This window comes from Thermoplasma volcanium GSS1, assembly GCF_000011185.1.
GTDB lineage: Archaea > Thermoplasmatota > Thermoplasmata > Thermoplasmatales > Thermoplasmataceae > Thermoplasma > Thermoplasma volcanium.
On record NC_002689.2, the window covers coordinates 1,170,043 to 1,187,064 of the forward strand.

General features: G+C 38.7%; 14 protein-coding genes, 1 tRNA gene and 2 pseudogenes. 11 read left to right on the forward strand and 6 right to left on the reverse strand.

The window, feature by feature from the left end:
* Nucleotides 1-4 precede the first annotated feature (4 nt).
* Complete coding sequence (locus TVG_RS05990) at nt 5-778, forward strand: DUF72 domain-containing protein (RefSeq protein WP_010917377.1); 774 nt, start codon at nt 5-7, stop codon at nt 776-778.
* Here the strand turns inward: TVG_RS05990 and TVG_RS05995 are convergent.
* Both TVG_RS05995 and priS read right to left on the reverse strand, forming a co-directional pair.
* Nucleotides 756-1,910 carry an acyl-CoA dehydrogenase gene (locus tag TVG_RS05995; RefSeq protein ID WP_010917378.1) on the reverse strand — a complete coding sequence of 385 codons (1,155 nt, stop codon included), beginning with the start codon at nt 1,908-1,910 and terminating at the stop codon, nt 756-758. The genes TVG_RS05990 and TVG_RS05995 overlap by 23 nt on opposite strands.
* Nucleotides 1,911-2,187: 277 nt before the next feature.
* Nucleotides 2,188-3,174, reverse strand: a complete 987-nt coding sequence (gene priS, locus TVG_RS06000; RefSeq protein WP_156769113.1) for a DNA primase small subunit PriS — start codon at nt 3,172-3,174, stop codon at nt 2,188-2,190.
* 56 nt (nt 3,175-3,230) lie between these two features.
* Here priS and TVG_RS08165 point away from each other — a divergent pair, with 56 nt between their 5' ends.
* Nucleotides 3,231-6,515 carry a S53 family peptidase gene (locus TVG_RS08165; protein ID WP_162009546.1) on the forward strand — a complete coding sequence of 1,095 codons (3,285 nt, stop codon included), beginning with the start codon at nt 3,231-3,233 and terminating at the stop codon, nt 6,513-6,515.
* Here the strand turns inward: TVG_RS08165 and TVG_RS06010 are convergent.
* The 3 genes from TVG_RS06010 to TVG_RS06020 are packed head-to-tail and all read right to left on the reverse strand — an operon-like array spanning nt 6,512 to nt 9,230.
* A complete protein-coding gene (locus TVG_RS06010; protein ID WP_010917381.1) occupies nt 6,512-7,546 on the reverse strand; it encodes a methionine synthase in 1,035 nt (344 codons plus the stop codon). The two genes, TVG_RS08165 and TVG_RS06010, sit on opposite strands and share 4 nt — an antisense overlap.
* A 1-nt stretch (nt 7,547) precedes the next feature.
* Entirely contained in the window at nt 7,548-8,429 is an 882-nt protein-coding gene (locus tag TVG_RS06015) for a hypothetical protein (RefSeq protein WP_010917382.1), read from the reverse strand.
* Nucleotides 8,430-8,438: 9 nt separating this feature from the next.
* Complete coding sequence (locus TVG_RS06020; RefSeq protein WP_010917383.1) at nt 8,439-9,230, reverse strand: methylenetetrahydrofolate reductase; 792 nt, start codon at nt 9,228-9,230, stop codon at nt 8,439-8,441.
* Between the two features lie 67 nt (nt 9,231-9,297).
* On the opposite strand from TVG_RS06020, the gene TVG_RS06025 reads away from it, so the two are divergent.
* A complete protein-coding gene (locus TVG_RS06025; protein ID WP_010917384.1) occupies nt 9,298-9,723 on the forward strand; it encodes a hypothetical protein in 426 nt (141 codons plus the stop codon).
* Here TVG_RS06025 and TVG_RS06030 read toward each other — a convergent pair.
* A complete protein-coding gene (locus TVG_RS06030) occupies nt 9,707-10,114 on the reverse strand; it encodes an Lrp/AsnC family transcriptional regulator (RefSeq protein WP_010917385.1) in 408 nt (135 codons plus the stop codon). The genes TVG_RS06025 and TVG_RS06030 overlap by 17 nt on opposite strands.
* Before the next feature lie 180 nt (nt 10,115-10,294).
* Between TVG_RS06030 and thsB the strand changes: the two genes are divergently transcribed.
* The 8 genes and pseudogenes from thsB (at nt 10,295) to TVG_RS06070 (ending at nt 17,021) form a co-directional block, all read left to right on the forward strand.
* Nucleotides 10,295-11,932 (forward strand): thermosome subunit beta, encoded by a 1,638-nt coding sequence (gene thsB, locus TVG_RS06035; protein WP_010917386.1) that lies wholly within the window; start codon nt 10,295-10,297, stop codon nt 11,930-11,932.
* A 68-nt stretch (nt 11,933-12,000) separates the two neighbouring features.
* The gene (locus tag TVG_RS06040) at nt 12,001-12,963 is read left to right on the forward strand and encodes an NAD(P)/FAD-dependent oxidoreductase (RefSeq protein WP_010917387.1); all 963 of its coding nucleotides are present in this window, start codon (nt 12,001-12,003) and stop codon (nt 12,961-12,963) included.
* Nucleotides 12,964-13,015: 52 nt separating this feature from the next.
* Nucleotides 13,016-13,087: transfer RNA gene (locus tag TVG_RS06045), tRNA-His, on the forward strand.
* Nucleotides 13,088-13,322: 235 nt separating this feature from the next.
* Nucleotides 13,323-13,994: pseudogene (locus TVG_RS08850) on the forward strand (pyridoxal-phosphate dependent enzyme).
* An 81-nt stretch (nt 13,995-14,075) separates the two neighbouring features.
* Nucleotides 14,076-14,417 (forward strand): annotated as a pseudogene (locus TVG_RS06055) (IS200/IS605 family accessory protein TnpB-related protein); the annotation flags it as partial.
* 453 nt (nt 14,418-14,870) lie between these two features.
* Nucleotides 14,871-15,737 (forward strand): heme o synthase, encoded by an 867-nt coding sequence (cyoE, locus tag TVG_RS06060; protein WP_010917390.1) that lies wholly within the window; start codon nt 14,871-14,873, stop codon nt 15,735-15,737.
* Nucleotides 15,738-15,781: 44 nt separating this feature from the next.
* On the forward strand, nt 15,782-16,318 hold the full coding sequence (locus TVG_RS06065; protein ID WP_010917391.1) for a hypothetical protein: 537 nt from the start codon (nt 15,782-15,784) through the stop codon (nt 16,316-16,318).
* A 334-nt stretch (nt 16,319-16,652) separates the two neighbouring features.
* On the forward strand, nt 16,653-17,021 hold the full coding sequence (locus TVG_RS06070; RefSeq protein WP_010917392.1) for a 50S ribosomal protein L18e: 369 nt from the start codon (nt 16,653-16,655) through the stop codon (nt 17,019-17,021).
* The last annotated feature ends 1 nt before the right edge of the window (nt 17,022 follow it).

Here is a 17,022-nt window from a genome sequence, read left to right on the forward strand (position 1 = left end):
ATCTATGATATTCGTCGGCTGTTCAGGCTGGTCTTATGAGGAATGGAATGGCGTATTCTATCCAAAAAGTAAAATAAATAAGCTAAAATTCTATTCCACTATGTTCAATACGGTCGAAGTCAATTCAACATTTTACAGAGAAATAAATAATGATATTATAAATAGATGGATAGAAACAGTAAGAGGAAAAAATTTCATTTTTTCAATAAAAGTTCCTCAGAATATAACGCATAAGGCCATATTAGAGAAAGATAGCAATTCTAAAAGCCTATACGAAACATTCATTGACAAAACTGTTAGGCCGATAAGAAACGCTAGAATGCTTGGGGCTGTCCTTGTACAGCTTCCACCTAGTTTTAATTCAAATTTACAGACAGAACTTCTTGATACCATATGCTGTGAAAACGAATACAGGACCGCTGTAGAAGTAAGAAATAAAGATCTCTATTCAAATGAGGAGCTCAGGAAAGAGTTAGAAAAGAGGGGTATCGCAATAGTCGACGTGGATAGCACAGAGCATCCCTTATCCAATCTCAACTCTGGCTTGAAATGGTCTTATGTAAGGCTCCATGGAAGGGCTCAGTTGGGATGGAAGTCACAAAACCCATACGATTACCGTTACTCGGAGCAAGAAATTTCAGACCTCTCATCGAAGATTATGGCGAAGAATTACGATGAAATATTCGTATATTTTAACAATCACCCAAGAGGAAGCGCACCGATCAACGCATTGAAGATGGCCTCCTGCTTGGGAATTAGTAATAATTGGTTTTTTTAAGTAGCTCTTTTGCTATTACAAGCCTCTGTATTTGGTTTGTTCCCTCGTATATTTGTGTAATTTTTGAGTCTCTCATATGCCTTTCGGCGTCCAGATCTACCGTATATCCGTATCCTCCAAACAACTGCAGCGCATCAGTAGTTACACGTACCGCAACGTCAGAGGCTTTTAGCTTTGCCATAGCAGATATTTCAATGGTATCTTCTTTATGCTGCCATTTCTCAGCAGCCACATAGGTTAAATATCTCGCTGCCTCTATCTCCGTTGCCATATCGGCTATCATAAACTGTATTCCTTCGAAACTAGATATAGTAGTACCAAACTGCTTTCTCTGCTTAATGTAATCCATAGCTTCAGCGAATGCCTCCTCGGCAATACCTAGTGCCTGAGCAGCTATGCCAATTCTTCCAGCATCAAGCGTCTCCATTATTACCTTGAACCCGCCATTCAGTTCACCTACTATATTTTCGGCTGGAACCTCCATATCCTCAAAAACAAGCTCAACTGTACTTGATCCCCTTATGCCCATCTTGTGTATATCCCTACTTATTTTTAGGCCAGGCGTATTGGCGTCGACTACGAACGCAGTTATTCCTTTATGTCTTTTTCCAGGATCAGTTACGGCATCGAAAACGAAGAAGTCAGAGATTCGCCCGTTGGATATGAATATTTTATCGCCATTAATTATATATTTATCTCCTCTCTTCTCAGCAGTAGTTGAGATGCCAGCAGCATCACTACCAGCTCCCGGCTCAGTAATTGCTAGACCGCCAACTGAACCAGATGCAACCCTAGTAAGATACCTCTTCTTGAGATCTTCCGAACCAAACATTATTATTGGTTCAGCGAACAATGTTAATGCACCGTCTAAGACAAGAGCTGTGCTTGGGCAAGCCTTGGAAATTTCCTCTATGGCACGGATCAAAAAGGGAAAACTCATCCCAAGCCCACCATATTCCTTCGGTATGTAAGTCGCAAAAAACCCAAGCTGTTTCATTCGATCGATTATCTCCCTGGGAACTTCCATCTTAGCGTCAATTTCTTTCGCTCTCGGCTTGAGCTCCTCTTGTGCAAATTTTTTAACGTAAGTAAGAACCATCTCTTCTTCAGGTGAAACTCCGAAATTTGCCATAGCGTAACAACATTGTTGCTTTATTAATTTTATTTTCGGTATTCTGAGGTTGCCAATCTGGGCCGATTCTATTCCTCGCTTCCTTGACAAATTTAAATGCGATGGCTATCACAAATTTAGCATTATTGTCAACTTTACCATATACAGCTAAAATCGTATAGGAATGATACAGTAAAAGACTGGAAAGCGAGGATGTTAATTAGTCAAAAATTGTTAAACGTATTTGATGAAACCCTTATTTCAACTTCTATTTGTATATGCATTTAAAGAACTATGATCATAAGAAATCGGCCCTCCCAGATGAAACAAGGAATATGGCCACGTATTGAGGGACTCTATTCCTACCTGGAGGTAGATCTATTTTATAGTCAAGTAAACGTAATTTCCTCGTTTTTTCATGTACGTTTATATCGTAATCACCTTCTAAAAAAATCTTTGGTATTGCATCTGATAGAGGATCAAAGTCATCAAATTTGTCCAGATCTACCTCTTTTACCATCATTCCGCTCTTTCCGTGGAGACTTTGGGGCATTCTTATCAATCTATGTATATCGTAAGTAACGGGAGCGTCAACCATGGTTGCATTATGACTTTTTACTTGATCAATGGCTCTTTCTATTTGCTTTTGTGATATTTTCTCTGCGTTTATTCCCAATTCATATAACTTACTGATAACATCCTTAATCCAACCACCAGGTCTCTTTTCCCCCGTTTTCAATGCTTTATCAATTACGGAAATTGAAAGACTGTTTCCACTTACGTAGTCAGTTATTTCACGTCTTGCGTCCGATCCAAGCGGATAGACATCTTCACTTGAAACATGGACGTGGTATCCTCTGCTTCCAGAAAAATAAATTCGTATGTCCTTTTCGCTTATACCGAGATCAGAAACTAAAAATTTGTTTACTAGACGTTTAGTCTGTTCTTTTATTGAATTTAGCATCTCTTCGTACGTCATCTTTTCGGCGCCTGGTAAATGATCTGAATCTAGATCGAAGATTAGGTCTGCGCCTTCCCATATCTTCTCCGGCATCTTCTTCTCGTCCGGTTTTTTATAATAGGCTGCAGAACTGTAGACGTGCCTTGGTACAGTGGTCCTTAACATATTGTTAAGCTCGAACTTGTTTGAAAGATGCATATGTCTAATGATTTCCCCCTCAAACGTCATAAATCCCACTTCTCTTTTTGTTATTAATGCAGGGGGATCGATATCCGTGGATCTGTAATATTTCTCAAACAACAGTTTTAACTTCTCTTCAGACACAAAGTCACGCATCAATATCCGATAACAATATTAATTATATTTGCAATATGCTTGGGATGAATTCAAGGTACTATATTGCCCTTGGCATAGCTGCATTCCTAATAGTTATATCTTTTAGCGGTATCAGTCTATATCATTTACGGGAAACCCAACAGAATCATAATGTTAATTACATAACAGATTTAAATAAAAATTATAACGCTGGATATAATGGCATTCTGATATACTCAGATAATGGATTGGCCGAGGAAATACTGAATTCTCTGAATATACTGTATAATAAATACGGAAATTTACTAATACCCGAAAATATATCAAATAGATCACTTAGCAACTTGGAATCAGTTCTCAACACCGTAGGGGTTGAATATCAGTCTCTACCAACTAATTTGTCTTTTACTCCTTATGTCTATGCTACGCCGCTACAGCAGGGCAACCCTGTTGTATATTATCCAGCTCAGATATATAAGGCATACAGTTACGGATGGGATATAGCTCATGGAATAAATGGCAAGGGTGAGACGATAGCTATAATCGATGCATATGGTGATCCGTTTTTAAATTACGATTTAAACGCTTTTGACAGTATTACCGGTTTGCCTCCTGCGAATATTAGTGTGATATATTTAGATGGAGCTGGCGCTCAGTATAATGAACACTGGGCCCAAGAAACCAGCCTGGACGTAGAATGGGCGCACGTTTCAGCTCCATTGGCAAAAATCATACTTGTCGTATCTCCAAATGACAGTGTACTTTCACTTACGGCTGCAGTAGCTTACGTCATACAGAATATCAAGACATCAGTAATTTCTCTGAGTTGGGGCATAGCAGAAAACCAGCTACCAATTAGTCAGATAGAGCTAATGAATTCGATGTATCTTAATGCAACAAAAAAAGGCATAACAATTGTTGCAGCCTCCGGGGATTATGGAGCTTACGACAACACTAAGAACTTGACTGTTAACTTTCCAGCATCATCACCATACGTATTGGGTGTTGGTGGTACCTCTTTGTTCCTAAGTAATGGAATTTTTAGGCAAAGCGCTTGGGGTGGTACTTCAAGCCAAGGAAGCTTTGGTAGCGGTGGCGGATTTAGCTCATTTCCGAGGCCGTACTGGCAAATAGCTCCAGGATACAATTCAACATACAGAGGTGTACCTGATGTTTCGATGATCGCCAATCCAAATACTGGTGTGTTGATGATATCTGGTGCCAAAGCTTATGATGCGGGCGGCACCAGCCTTGCAGCACCACTATGGGCCGGCGTAATTGCTATGATGGATCAATACGATAATACAACATTGGGATTGGTGAACCCAATTCTTTATCAGCTTTCAAATACGCCACTTTATAATTCGACGTTCACGCAGATTACAACCGGGTACAATGGATATTATTCAGCTGCTCCAGGCTGGAATCCGGTAACTGGTTTGGGAACACCAATAGTAAGTAATTTAATAAATGCATCACGGTCCCTTTTGGAGCCATTTGGAACGGCAGCGATAATCCATTCCCCTGCGGAGAAGATTATGACTTCGGTCGGGGCAAAAAATACTAATGGAACTTATATCTTCGCTGGCTATTTACTAAACGATCAAAACTTCATAAAATTTGGTGTATATAGCAATAAGACATCCAGTAGCATCGTATATATGATATCCTACAATGGAAATACTTTTTCAAAGGTTGAGGCCTCCCTTAAGCCTGTCACCTCTTACTTCAATTTTAGTATAAGCTTGTACTATAACAACGGTTCATTCTATGGAACTTTCAATCAAAATACATATGATTTACGTTATTTCCTACCAAACTACGGCTCTATGTTACCTGGAGTAGGCGTTGAAATGATAGGATCTTACGATAATATAACGAATTTATCGGTTGAATTTAAAAATGTTACGCTCGGAAACTTTCCAATATCTTACTTTAACGTAACACAATATAGATTCTCTGAAATTGGTTCTCAATATGATTCTTTGGGAATAGGCATAAGAGGGAATAATTTAACTGTAAGCCGCTTCATTTCCTTCGATCTTTACTTAACTGACGTATCAACTGAGCCCTTCATACAATATACAATAGGTTATCATTACCCATACGAATTATCGCTTTCGCTATCTAATAACAAAACTACGCAATTCTATTTAAACGGAAAAAAAGTTTCACAAAGTTTACAGCTTTCGACGAACGGAACATACGAAGTTAACACTACTTATAATGGTAAAAATTTGAGCACTTATATATTTATACCCAAGATCTTTTTGTTAAGAGTAAATTTAGGTGTAGTTGACGGCTATAGCCCCAATTATGCGTACGTGCTTATAGACAATATTTATGCGTTCAATGTGACGAACGGAACATACGCATATATTCTTGCTGGAATTAACACACTTTTAATAAAATCTCCAGAATTCTATGAAAACAACACAAAACTTAATATTAATTCGAACGCATCTATTAGAATAAACTTGATCCCATATTCAGCAGTTTTATCAGTTTACCTGTTTCCTGCAAATGCAAAGCTTACTTCCAATAAAGGAAATTTTGTCTTTAAAGATGGATATTTTATTGCCAGATTTGAACCAGGAAACATAACGATAAAAGCTTCTTATCAAGGATTCCAGCCTTACGAAGTTAATATCTCTCTTACACCTGGTTCAAAATCGCAGATACAGATAGTTCTTGTCCCGAGTGCAAATGAAAGCGAAATAGAGGGAAAGGTCGAGGATGGCGTATTTAAGTTTAACGTTTCAGACGTAGAAGTAAACATAAGTGGAATTAAGGCTTATACAAATGGCACTGGATATTACTACATATTCACAAATTTATCAAATGGAACGGTCACATTTTATAGGGATATTTATTCACCATATGAATATAATTTTTCAGTTAGAAAACCATCTATAATATATCTTAATGTCGATCTATTTCCTGCAAACGTATCTATAAGCAGTTTATTCGTACCTAGGATTACAAACATCCTACCATTCCTATTCTCAATAACTTATGTAACTTGGAATCCGTATAAGGGAAATGATTTTGGGGCTTACGAAATACTCGTCTCAAAATCCAGCAACATGTCAGACCCTACTGAAATGCTGATAACAGATCAGGATCAAACGAGTGCCTTTATCCTTGGCACTATTCCGGGCCATAACTACTATATTCAAGAGATCCTAAGGCTAAACAATGGACAGTTTTATCAAAGCAATAAAATAGTTGTATCATACACAAATCCTGTGTATTTAGGGGTAAACCTTGCCATTCTCCTAGGCATACTTATATACATCTACCTTGCTATAAAAATAATCTTTAGAAGAAGAAAAAATTATTCGGATTAGCTTATATCCTTCAATACATTATTTTTGGCAATAACCATATTCCTAAGTTTCTGCTCACCTATCGATCTGCTTCTTGTCCTTAACCCACAGTCAGGATTGAGCTTCACCAATTCTGGATCCTTTATTATGTTGAGAACGTATTTTATTCTATCCTCTATTAGCTTTACTGGTTCTATAAAGTCAATGTGAACGTCAGTAACCCCTACCCCTATGAACTTCTTTCTCTGAAGGCTTTCATTTACTTCATTGAAGTACTTTATGTCTTGAAATCCAGGCCTTTTTGCGTCTTCTACGCCAAGATCTGTGGTATCCCTATTTGAGTACTCTAGGTTGTAACCATCTATATTCAATTCAGGTATCCTGTCATAAAGTAGCCTATAATCCCTACTATAGCAGACGTGAAGGCTTAACTCGGCATCTATTCCTTCTATGGATTTATTTACTGAATCAACGACTATATCCATTTCATCTGGGTGAGTTGTAGTTGCTGGTTCATCTATCTGTATTTCAAGTTTTCTTCCGTTCGATATGTAAGGCCATTTGCTCTGAATTTCCTTAAGTTCTTCGTTTATTATCCTAGCGAATTCCATCGCAAGCTCATGACGGTCATTGTAATGGTCATTGAATGACCAGTCCATCATCGTGTACGGTCCGGTGATTGGTATCTTAATCGGCTTTTTAGTGGACTTTGCCACGAATTCAACCTCATCCATATGGAATGATCCACGCCTTTCTATCTTATCTATGACAGATCCTTTTCTATAGTAACGATTGTCAAATGACCTTACCATCCCGTAAAAAATTAAGCCTTTGATACGCTCTGCTGGATGTTCATACATCTCCCACCGATACATTTCACCCCCAATACCAACGTTGTCAAGACCAGTATTTTCAAAAATCTTTAGTGTATCGATAGTTGCTCTTTCAGCCAACTCTTTGAATTTTTCTGTACCTTCTATCTTGTGGAATTCCATCGAGAGATATTCCGGTTTTCTAAAGCTTCCTATTTCCTGAGTTATCAATGCAGCCATTTTACTCACCCACCTTACCTAGAACTTCTACTTTTATATCAGCAATTTCCCTTGGCAGAAAATCAAAATAATCATTGCTAGTTACAATGGCATCTTCATAATTCTCTATACCGTAGTCGGCGTTAGGATCTTCTACCTTAGTCTTATTAACATCTATAATCTTGAAACCATAATACTTAGCGTAATTCTTTAGAAACTCTGGATGATCGTCAGAAATAATAGACTCGAATTTGTGTTTGATACCATTGAAGTTTTTCTCGCTTATTTTGCCCTTGGTTAATAAATGTACACTTATTTTCTGATTTAGGCTCTCGAGGTATGACAAGTTATCGCCATTGTATGGAAAAACTTCATATAAAACAAGACTCCGTGGTTTGAATATATCAATGATATCGGAATAAACATTTACTAAATCCTTGTAGAGCTCTTCAGCCCCTATATTGGCCTTTACCGAGGACATTTTATAGAATGATGATGGTGTTGGAAGAAAAATACTAGACCCTTTAGCTAAGGCAAACAAAGGCAACGGCGGATTCTCTTCTAACAGATCGAATGTGTCTAGTTTTCTTTGTAAAGTGATGTGCCCCGAAATTTCTGGTTCCCTATAGAATGTATTAGTCTCCAAGTATCTTTTGAGAGGGCCAAGGGTGACCCCAGAAACAGATAGCGCAATAGGCCTAAATATATCATGCCAGTTAAAGAGCGGATCTGTAAACTCGGATATGCCTACACTTTTAACATATTCATAAAACCTGTCCTTTTCCTCACTGATCGTTCTCCTTATCTCTTCATTTCCTACTAACCCACGTTCCCATCTGTTGTAAGCTTTCCTAAGCCTCTCGCTTCTCGGATATATGCCGTAAACTAAGCTTTTTACAACCATCAAAACACCTCATATTGATCCAAGTATGTCTGCTGCTATGTCGTTATGACCTAGCGGCATTATATGTATACCATCCACAAAATCCTTCACTTCGTCAAAAACGTTGAGTATTATATTTACCGACGTTGATCTGATATCTTCTGAATTAAGCAGTTTTTCTTTCACTACCTTTGGTAAAAAAATTCCAAGCTTTTCAGAAAACTCTACCTGATTCTTCCTTATGAGCGGCAAAAAGCCAGCGATAAGCTTGAAATTTCTTTTCTTAAGCCAATCCATGGAAAGGGCGTCAGAGGAATAGATAGCTTGCGTTATAAAAAAATCTGCTCCAGCATTCTTCTTGGCCCACGCTATCTCCTCTTCAACGTTTCTATATGGATTTAGTGCAGCTCCCACTGTAGAACCACTATTTGCCTTTATAAGTTTGATAAGATCAATTGGATCGATCTCTCTGACCTCGTGAGATTCGTACTTTGGATTTATTGGGTCCCCACCTATAACAAAGAAATTGTTTATCCCGAATTTATTGGCTGTGTTTATCTGGGAAATTATGTGCACCTTATTTTTATCCCTTGGAGTTATGTGCGGTATTGGGATAATATTGCGATCCTTTGATAGAAAGAAAAGAGTGATTATTGGGTCAATACCCGGGCTGCCACGAGGATTTTCTGGTGACGTCAAAGCGTTTGCTTTACCTTCAAGAGAATCCAAAGAGTGAGCTAACTCTTCGAGCCCTTGATTTCTAGATGGCACTATCTCAACTGATCTGACAAAGCGAAGTTCCTTTAAACTGCTGGAATACATTTTTGGGCTATGTATAAGTGCAAAGCAATAAACTTTTCTTATTATTTTATTACCTTGAGTAATCAGTATGAAGATGAAAGCACACACAGATTGCAAAAAGATCAGGGAAAGCGTGCTATTAGTAAAAACACAAAATGGGTCTTCTTACAGGATATTTGGTGAGCTGGCGGATAGAATAATCAAAGGCTCCGAAAAAATGCATATGGAGATTACAGACTATATAAAAAGATACAACAAATTCAAAGACATAATCGAGGCCCATATAATATGCCGATCAAACAAAAATATGGATATACAAAGCAAGTATCTTACCATAACCATATCCTTTAAGGAGTATATGGTACTTGGCGCCAAGAATACTTTAACAATTAGGGGCAAAGAAGCGATGAAGATTAAAGAACAGGCAGATAAGTTAAAAATGGGTATAGACGAATATCTCAAATCTCCTCTATCACCATATAAGTGGGTAGAATCTATTACTGTAAACGAATGAGAGTATCCGTATCAACAACACCCTCTATTTCCCTTATCTGATCAACGATCCTATTCAGGTTATCAGTAGAATCTGTCTTTATTCTTATAGCCACATCAATCCTTCCGGAGAATTCGTAAATTTCGTAGTACCTTGCCCTAAGCCGCTGAAGTACTTCTTTATACTTCTTATTGTCTATTTTAACTAATATCAATGCATCAATGGTATTATCGCTCGTTTCCACTGTGAATCTTTTTATTATACCTTCATCAATCATCTTTTTAATTCTTTTTCTAACCGTTCCCTCGGATACATTCAAAACTTTTGCTATTTCTGTATTGCTTATCCTCGAATTATCGATCAACAAGTTGAGAATGTCTCTGTCTTTTTCGTCCACATTATCGTAAGTCACTGCAGATTAAAAATTTAACTGTAAATTACTTTACTATAACTTACAGGTTTTAGGACGTGAAATAAGCTAATTTTAGTACAGCCCATTTTCGTAATATATACTGTAATTTTTATAAACTCCTTAATTAGTAAAGTTTATATTGAAGAACATATTTATCCGGTTAGCTAGGTGATCAGAAATATGATGACTGGACAGGTTCCAATTCTAGTTCTTAAAGAAGGTACGCAGAGGGAACAGGGCAAAAACGCACAGAGAAACAATATTGAGGCCGCCAAGGCCATTGCAGATGCTGTGAGGACTACACTGGGCCCGAAGGGCATGGATAAGATGCTGGTAGATTCAATAGGGGATATAATCATCTCAAACGATGGTGCTACAATTCTAAAGGAGATGGATGTTGAGCATCCCACAGCAAAGATGATCGTTGAAGTTTCTAAGGCACAGGATACCGCCGTAGGAGATGGAACAACCACTGCGGTCGTGCTCTCAGGAGAGCTTCTAAAGCAAGCTGAAACCCTCCTGGACCAGGGCGTGCATCCAACAGTTATATCCAACGGATACAGACTTGCAGTAAATGAGGCCAGGAAGATTATAGATGAAATATCTGTAAAATCGACCGATGATGAAACCCTTAGGAAAATAGCTTTGACTGCCCTCTCAGGAAAGAACACCGGGCTCTCCAATACATTCCTAGCGGATCTGGTAGTAAAAGCAGTTAACGCTGTAGCCGAAGAGAGGGACGGAAAGATAATAGTTGATACCGCCAATATAAAGGTAGATAAGAAGAGCGGAGGCAGCATCAACGACACTCAGTTCATAAGCGGCATAGTAGTTGACAAGGAAAAAGTACATTCTAAGATGCCAGATGTCGTCAAGGATGCAAAAATAGCGTTGATAGACTCTGCTCTGGAAATAAAGAAGACTGAAATAGAAGCAAAAGTCCAGATATCAGATCCAAGCAAAATACAAGACTTCTTGAACCAGGAAACTAGCACCTTCAAAGAGATGGTAGAAAAGATCAAGAAGAGCGGAGCTAACGTTGTCCTATGCCAGAAAGGTATCGATGATGTAGCCCAGCACTACCTTGCAAAGGAAGGCATATACGCAGTACGCAGGGTAAAGAAGAGCGATATGGAGAAACTGGCAAAAGCTACAGGTGCAAAGATAGTCACGGATCTTGATGACCTTACTCCATCAGTACTCGGTGAAGCTGAAAAAGTAGAAGAGAGGAAGATTGGCGATGACAGGATGACCTTTGTAACAGGTTGCAAAAATCCAAAAGCCGTGAGTATACTTATCAGGGGCGGAACAGAACACGTCGTTTCCGAAGTTGAAAGAGCACTCAACGACGCCATAAGGGTCGTAGCCATAACAAAGGAAGATGGCAAATTCTTATGGGGTGGAGGAGCCGTAGAGGCTGAGCTAGCAATGAGGCTAGCCAAGTATGCCAACAGTGTCGGAGGAAGAGAGCAATTAGCTATCGAAGCCTTCGCCAAGGCCTTGGAGATCATACCTAGGACGTTGGCTGAAAACGCAGGCATAGATCCGATAAACACTCTTATCAAGCTGAAATCTGAGCACGAGAAAGGCAAGATATCAATGGGCGTAGATCTAGACAGCAACGGTGCAGGCGACATGTCAAAGAAGGGTGTAATAGACCCGGTAAGAGTGAAGACTCACGCACTCGAAAGTGCAGTAGAAGTTGCTACGATGATCCTGCGTATAGACGATGTTATAGCCAGCAAGAAATCCACGCCACCTTCTAACCAGCCAGGCCAAGGAGCTGGAGCGCCAGGCGGCGGAATGCCTGAGTATTAAATTTTTATTTTTTTAATATTTTTGGTACTTTTAAGATAATTATTTTAAATTTGAACCTATATAGGGGCATGGAATTTAACCTTAGATCCGTATCTACAGAAGCAAAGGAAAGGGATTTTGACGTAATTATTATTGGTGCAGGTGCTGCTGGTTTTTCTGCTGCAGTCTATGCATCTAGATCAGGGCTATCCGCAGTAATTCTTGATAAAAATGTGGCAGGAGGCCTGACCGCGGAGGCGCCCCTTGTTGAAAACTACCTTGGCTTCAAAAGCATAGTTGGTTCAGATCTTGCCAAAAATTTTGCAGAACATGCTAGCGAATATGCCTCTATCAGAGAGGGGGTAGAAGTAAAATCCGTGAAAAAGGGAGACGGTGGATTCATTGTAGATACAAGCGACGGAGAATACCACTCTAAATACATCATAATTACAACTGGAACAACGCACAAGCATCTTGGCGTTAAAGGTGAAGCTGAGTATTTCGGCAAAGGGGTGTCTTATTGTTCAACATGCGATGGATACCTCTTCAAAAATAAAAATGTAGTAACGATAGGAGGAGGAAACTCTGGAGCCATAGCAGCTATATCAATGAGCGAATACGTTAAAAATGCTACGATAGTCGAATATATGCCACGGTATATGTGCGAAAACGCATATATTGAAGAGATTAAGAAAAGAAAGATACCATATATAATGAATGCGCAGGTTACAGAAATAGTAGGTGATGGTAAGAAGGTTACTGGTGTAAAATACAAAGATAGGTCAAGTGGAGAGGAAAAGACGCTGCCTGCAGACGGTGTCTTTGTATACGTTGGTCTAATTCCCCAGACATCGTTCCTTAAGGACAGCGGCGTGAAATTAGATGAAAGAGGCTACATAATTGTCGATGGAAGGCAAAGGACTAATGTTCCAGGGATTTATGCAGCTGGCGACGTAACCTCAGGAAGCTTTGCGCAGATAGCTTCCGCTGTGGGTGATGGATGCAAAGCTGCACTCTCGCTCTACTCTGATACAATTTCAAGCAAGAAATAAGCACCGGAAAAGCTTATCAATAGTTTATCCCTTACCTTTTTTCGTATAGATGGCCGGGGTGGGGTAGTGGATATCCTTGGGGACTGTGGATCCCCGGACCCGGGTTCGATTCCCGGTCCCGGCCCATCAAATTTGTTTAATCCTTACGTTGTGCTAAATAGATCTTCTTAGAAATCCGCTCCGAGCATTGGGAAATAAGTTTATGATTATTAGCCAATTGGGAAAAGGTATAATAGAAAAATGAATTGTGACTACGATGCATAATTAGCCAGGAAATGCAAAAATTATTCTTCATTCTTGCGTAATAATATATTCTGTCTAAAAAATAAAATTTATTGGAACTCTATACTTCTTGAGAAATGAGCGGATGGATAAGATCAGAATTAAGAGATGTTATTGAGGTTGAAGAAATAGTTAGAAAGCAATTTCTTCCAAGCCCGCTTGTATCTCTAAATTCGAATGTAGTTCAGGGTATAGAGACTCTACTTAAGCTTGACAATCTATTACCAACTGGTTCATTCAAGGTTATGGGATCAACTTTTCTTATCTACAAGTTAAATCCAGATGAAATAAAGGCCAGAATAATAGCAGCGTCTACCGGCAATTTTTCTCAGGGATAGGCTTACGCATCACGAATCTACTGGATAAAGGTACGAATTGTGATGACAGATAATTCAAACCCAGATAATGTTGATGCCACCAGAAAATTAGGAGGTGAAGTGATCTTTCATGGCCCCAAATTCAATGATGCTAGAAATTACGCAGAGGAACTTGCAGTCAAAAATGGTTATCGATACTTTCACTCAGCAAATGAGCCTCTACTTGTTGCTGGAGTAGGTACACACACTCCAGAATTGATTGAATCGGATCCAGAGATAGATGCCATAATAGTCCCGGTTGGAGATGAAAGCGGGTCCAGAGGAGCCGCAATCGTTGCCGAGACGATGAGCAAAGACATAAAAGTTATCGGTGCGCAATCTGAGATGTTTCCCGCTGCATATAAAGCACGGAAGAGCGGCGTGCACGAGTAATGCCAAACGAAACTTATTCTGATGGCCTTGCTACTGGAGAAAGCTTTGATTTCACGCAATCGATAATAGAAGAATAACCAGAACTTTGTCCAGCTGCCATTCAACATGCTCATATACCAGATAAAATACAAAGCCGAAGAGATTGGGATCACTGTCATAATGCAGAACGAGGATTACACAAGCAAATGTTCATTCCTGGACAATGAGAGCATAGAACATCATGACACATACATGGGCAAGCGGATTCATAGGGGCATATTCCGATCTGCAACTGGAAAGTTGATTCATGCTGATCTACAGTCTTCGTACAACATAATAAAGAAAGCAATCCCCGAAGCTTTTGCGAACGGGATAGAGGGTATAGGGTTATATCCACGAAGTTTAAGCATAAGACAGATGATAACTTCCAAAGGTGGCTGTTAACATTGTTAACAGAAATCGTAACCTTATAAGTTTGATCTCTCAACCTTACATCTACAATTGCACAATTCGAAAAGGGCCTCTCGTCTTTTGATACGCCAGACAGTTCTTCAGGTTCATTATATCAACATTCATTATATTGAGCCCGCACTTAAAAGATCATTTTAAGTTTATGCACACTTAGATATATTTAATGATACGATAATTCTTCTTTTGCTAGAATAAATTTATGGATTTCTTCTTCCTTTTTAGCCCATTGACAGGTTCTGCTTAAATTAATTCGCGCTATTTTTAGAATTTCCTGCCGCTATACGTAATAATAATTCAATAAAACTAAGCTTTTCTTTAGATGTCAATTTTCCACAGCCTATCATTAAATCACGTCGTCTTAAATATGTCTCATATTATTGATTGAACTAAACATAACATTAATCTATTCACGTAGAATTCTCTATTATGGTAAGCAGGGTAAGACTGTACTTTGGTTATACGAAACCAAAGGTATGGTCTCTCCTCGTATTTGTCGGAGTAATTGGGGCCATAGTGGCCATAAACAGGTTTACGCTCACGAATATCCTTCTTATCTTAATTGCAACTGTTTCTATTACGCTTGGGTCTATGGGTGCTGAGGCCACTACCAACTACATAGATCGAGATATTGATGCTATCATGGACAGGACAAAAAAGAGACCGCTGGTTACGGGCCAGATTAAACCAGTTAAAGGACTGTATTTTGGTCTCATATTGATGTTTCTGTCTATTATAATTCTCCTGTTTTTTTCTAAATATTTGGCTGCCGTATTTATGGCAATCGGCCTATTCGACAACGTTTTTATTTATTCCTACCTTACAAAACGCAGGACTCCATGGAACATAATACTTGGAGGTTTTTCAGGAGGCTTCCCAGTCGTAATAGGATGGTATACAGTCACTAACGCATTTTCTGTATTGCCCTGGTTCTTATTTGCCCTAGTTGTAATATGGATACCTATACACGTATGGAGTTTAGCTTATAGGTATAGAGACGATTATAACAGAGCAAGAGTCCCAATGATGACTTCGATACAAAGTGATAGGATCTCCGCAATATGTATTTCCAGTTCTGCGGTGATCCTTTTTATATTTTCAATTATTCCCGTATTCTTTAAGGCTATGCCCTACACTTATATGATTGTCGCAACGATAATCGCAATACCAATGCTTGTATACTCAGTTTTATTTGTACGAAAACCGGATAGGAAAAGTTCACTTAAGCTATTTATATATAGCAGCCCATACCTTGCAATAATATTTGTGCTGGTGTTAATATTCAAATACCTCTAGACAGCAACCTATTTTTAAATTAAAATAATACACCAAAGCACAAAATGAAACTAGAGGAATTTTTAAAAACTATAGTTAAGAAAAGAATGTACCCCGAAATAGAAGGCGGAATAGCTAACGGATTCCCGGTTATGACAACAATTGCATTATTTGCCTATTCAGAAATGATTGGCGGTCTTTGGAGAATAGTCAATGGTGAGACAGAAGAAGTTGTATTTGGGCCCGGGCAGTCAAACAAAAATTTTGCAAGCTTCCTTTCTGCAGCTGGAAAGGATTATACAAAACTTAACAGTAAAAATACTTACCGAATTATAAGGGGAGGCCTCATACACCGGTATTTCATAAGAATAAGATCCACTATAGAGATGGACACAAGCGATCCTAAGGCCATTAAAGATTACGGCTTAAATTGTGCTGTAAAGTTTCATGGGGATGAGTATGTGTACTTCAACGTAAATCAGTACTTTAAAGATATGAAAAAGACCGTTGACAAAATACTTAAAACGGCCAAGAAAAGAAATCGGCTAGAAGTTGAAATAGCTACTCACATTGATGAAACCCAATATCTAATACTAAGCTGATATATTGTTAATCCTAGGGAATGATTGACCTCTGATTCGTATACTATCCGTTCCTGAAATTATTATTGCTTGTATCCACTTTGAAGCAATAAATTGTCCGATAAGCTAATAATCATTTAGTATGCCTGAATTATATAACTATTAAATTTTTAAAATAACCATACTGTGTAGCTTAAACATATAAGTTCCACAACTTCTTAAATACTGATTCGTTATAAAATTCTAGTTTTTTCGTAACCACATAGGTATGGACCATGATTCAGAAACACATACACACGAAAGAATCATAATATTTATTAACGTCGCATTATTTGCTGTCTATCGGTGTAAGTCAATGTCATTAACCGTTACAACAAAAGAAAATGAGGCCCTAGTGAATGAAATAAGGTCATTAGTGGAGATATCTAGGCAAAATAGCGCCAAGATCTGGAGGGATATGGCAGAAAGGCTTGCTAATGGTAGAAGAAGATATGCCTCCATTAACCTATATAAAATAGACAAATTTGCGAAGGATGGGGATGTTATTGTTGTACCTGGTTCTGTTCTAGGTGTCGGCAAGATCACAAAAAAGGTGACTATCGGTGCAGTTCATTTCTCCAGGGCTGCTACCGAAAAACTAGTCCGCAGCGGATGTGCATTTATGAGCTTATCCGATGTTGCAAAAGCGAATCCGAAGGGTACCAACGTGAAAATAATGAGGTAAT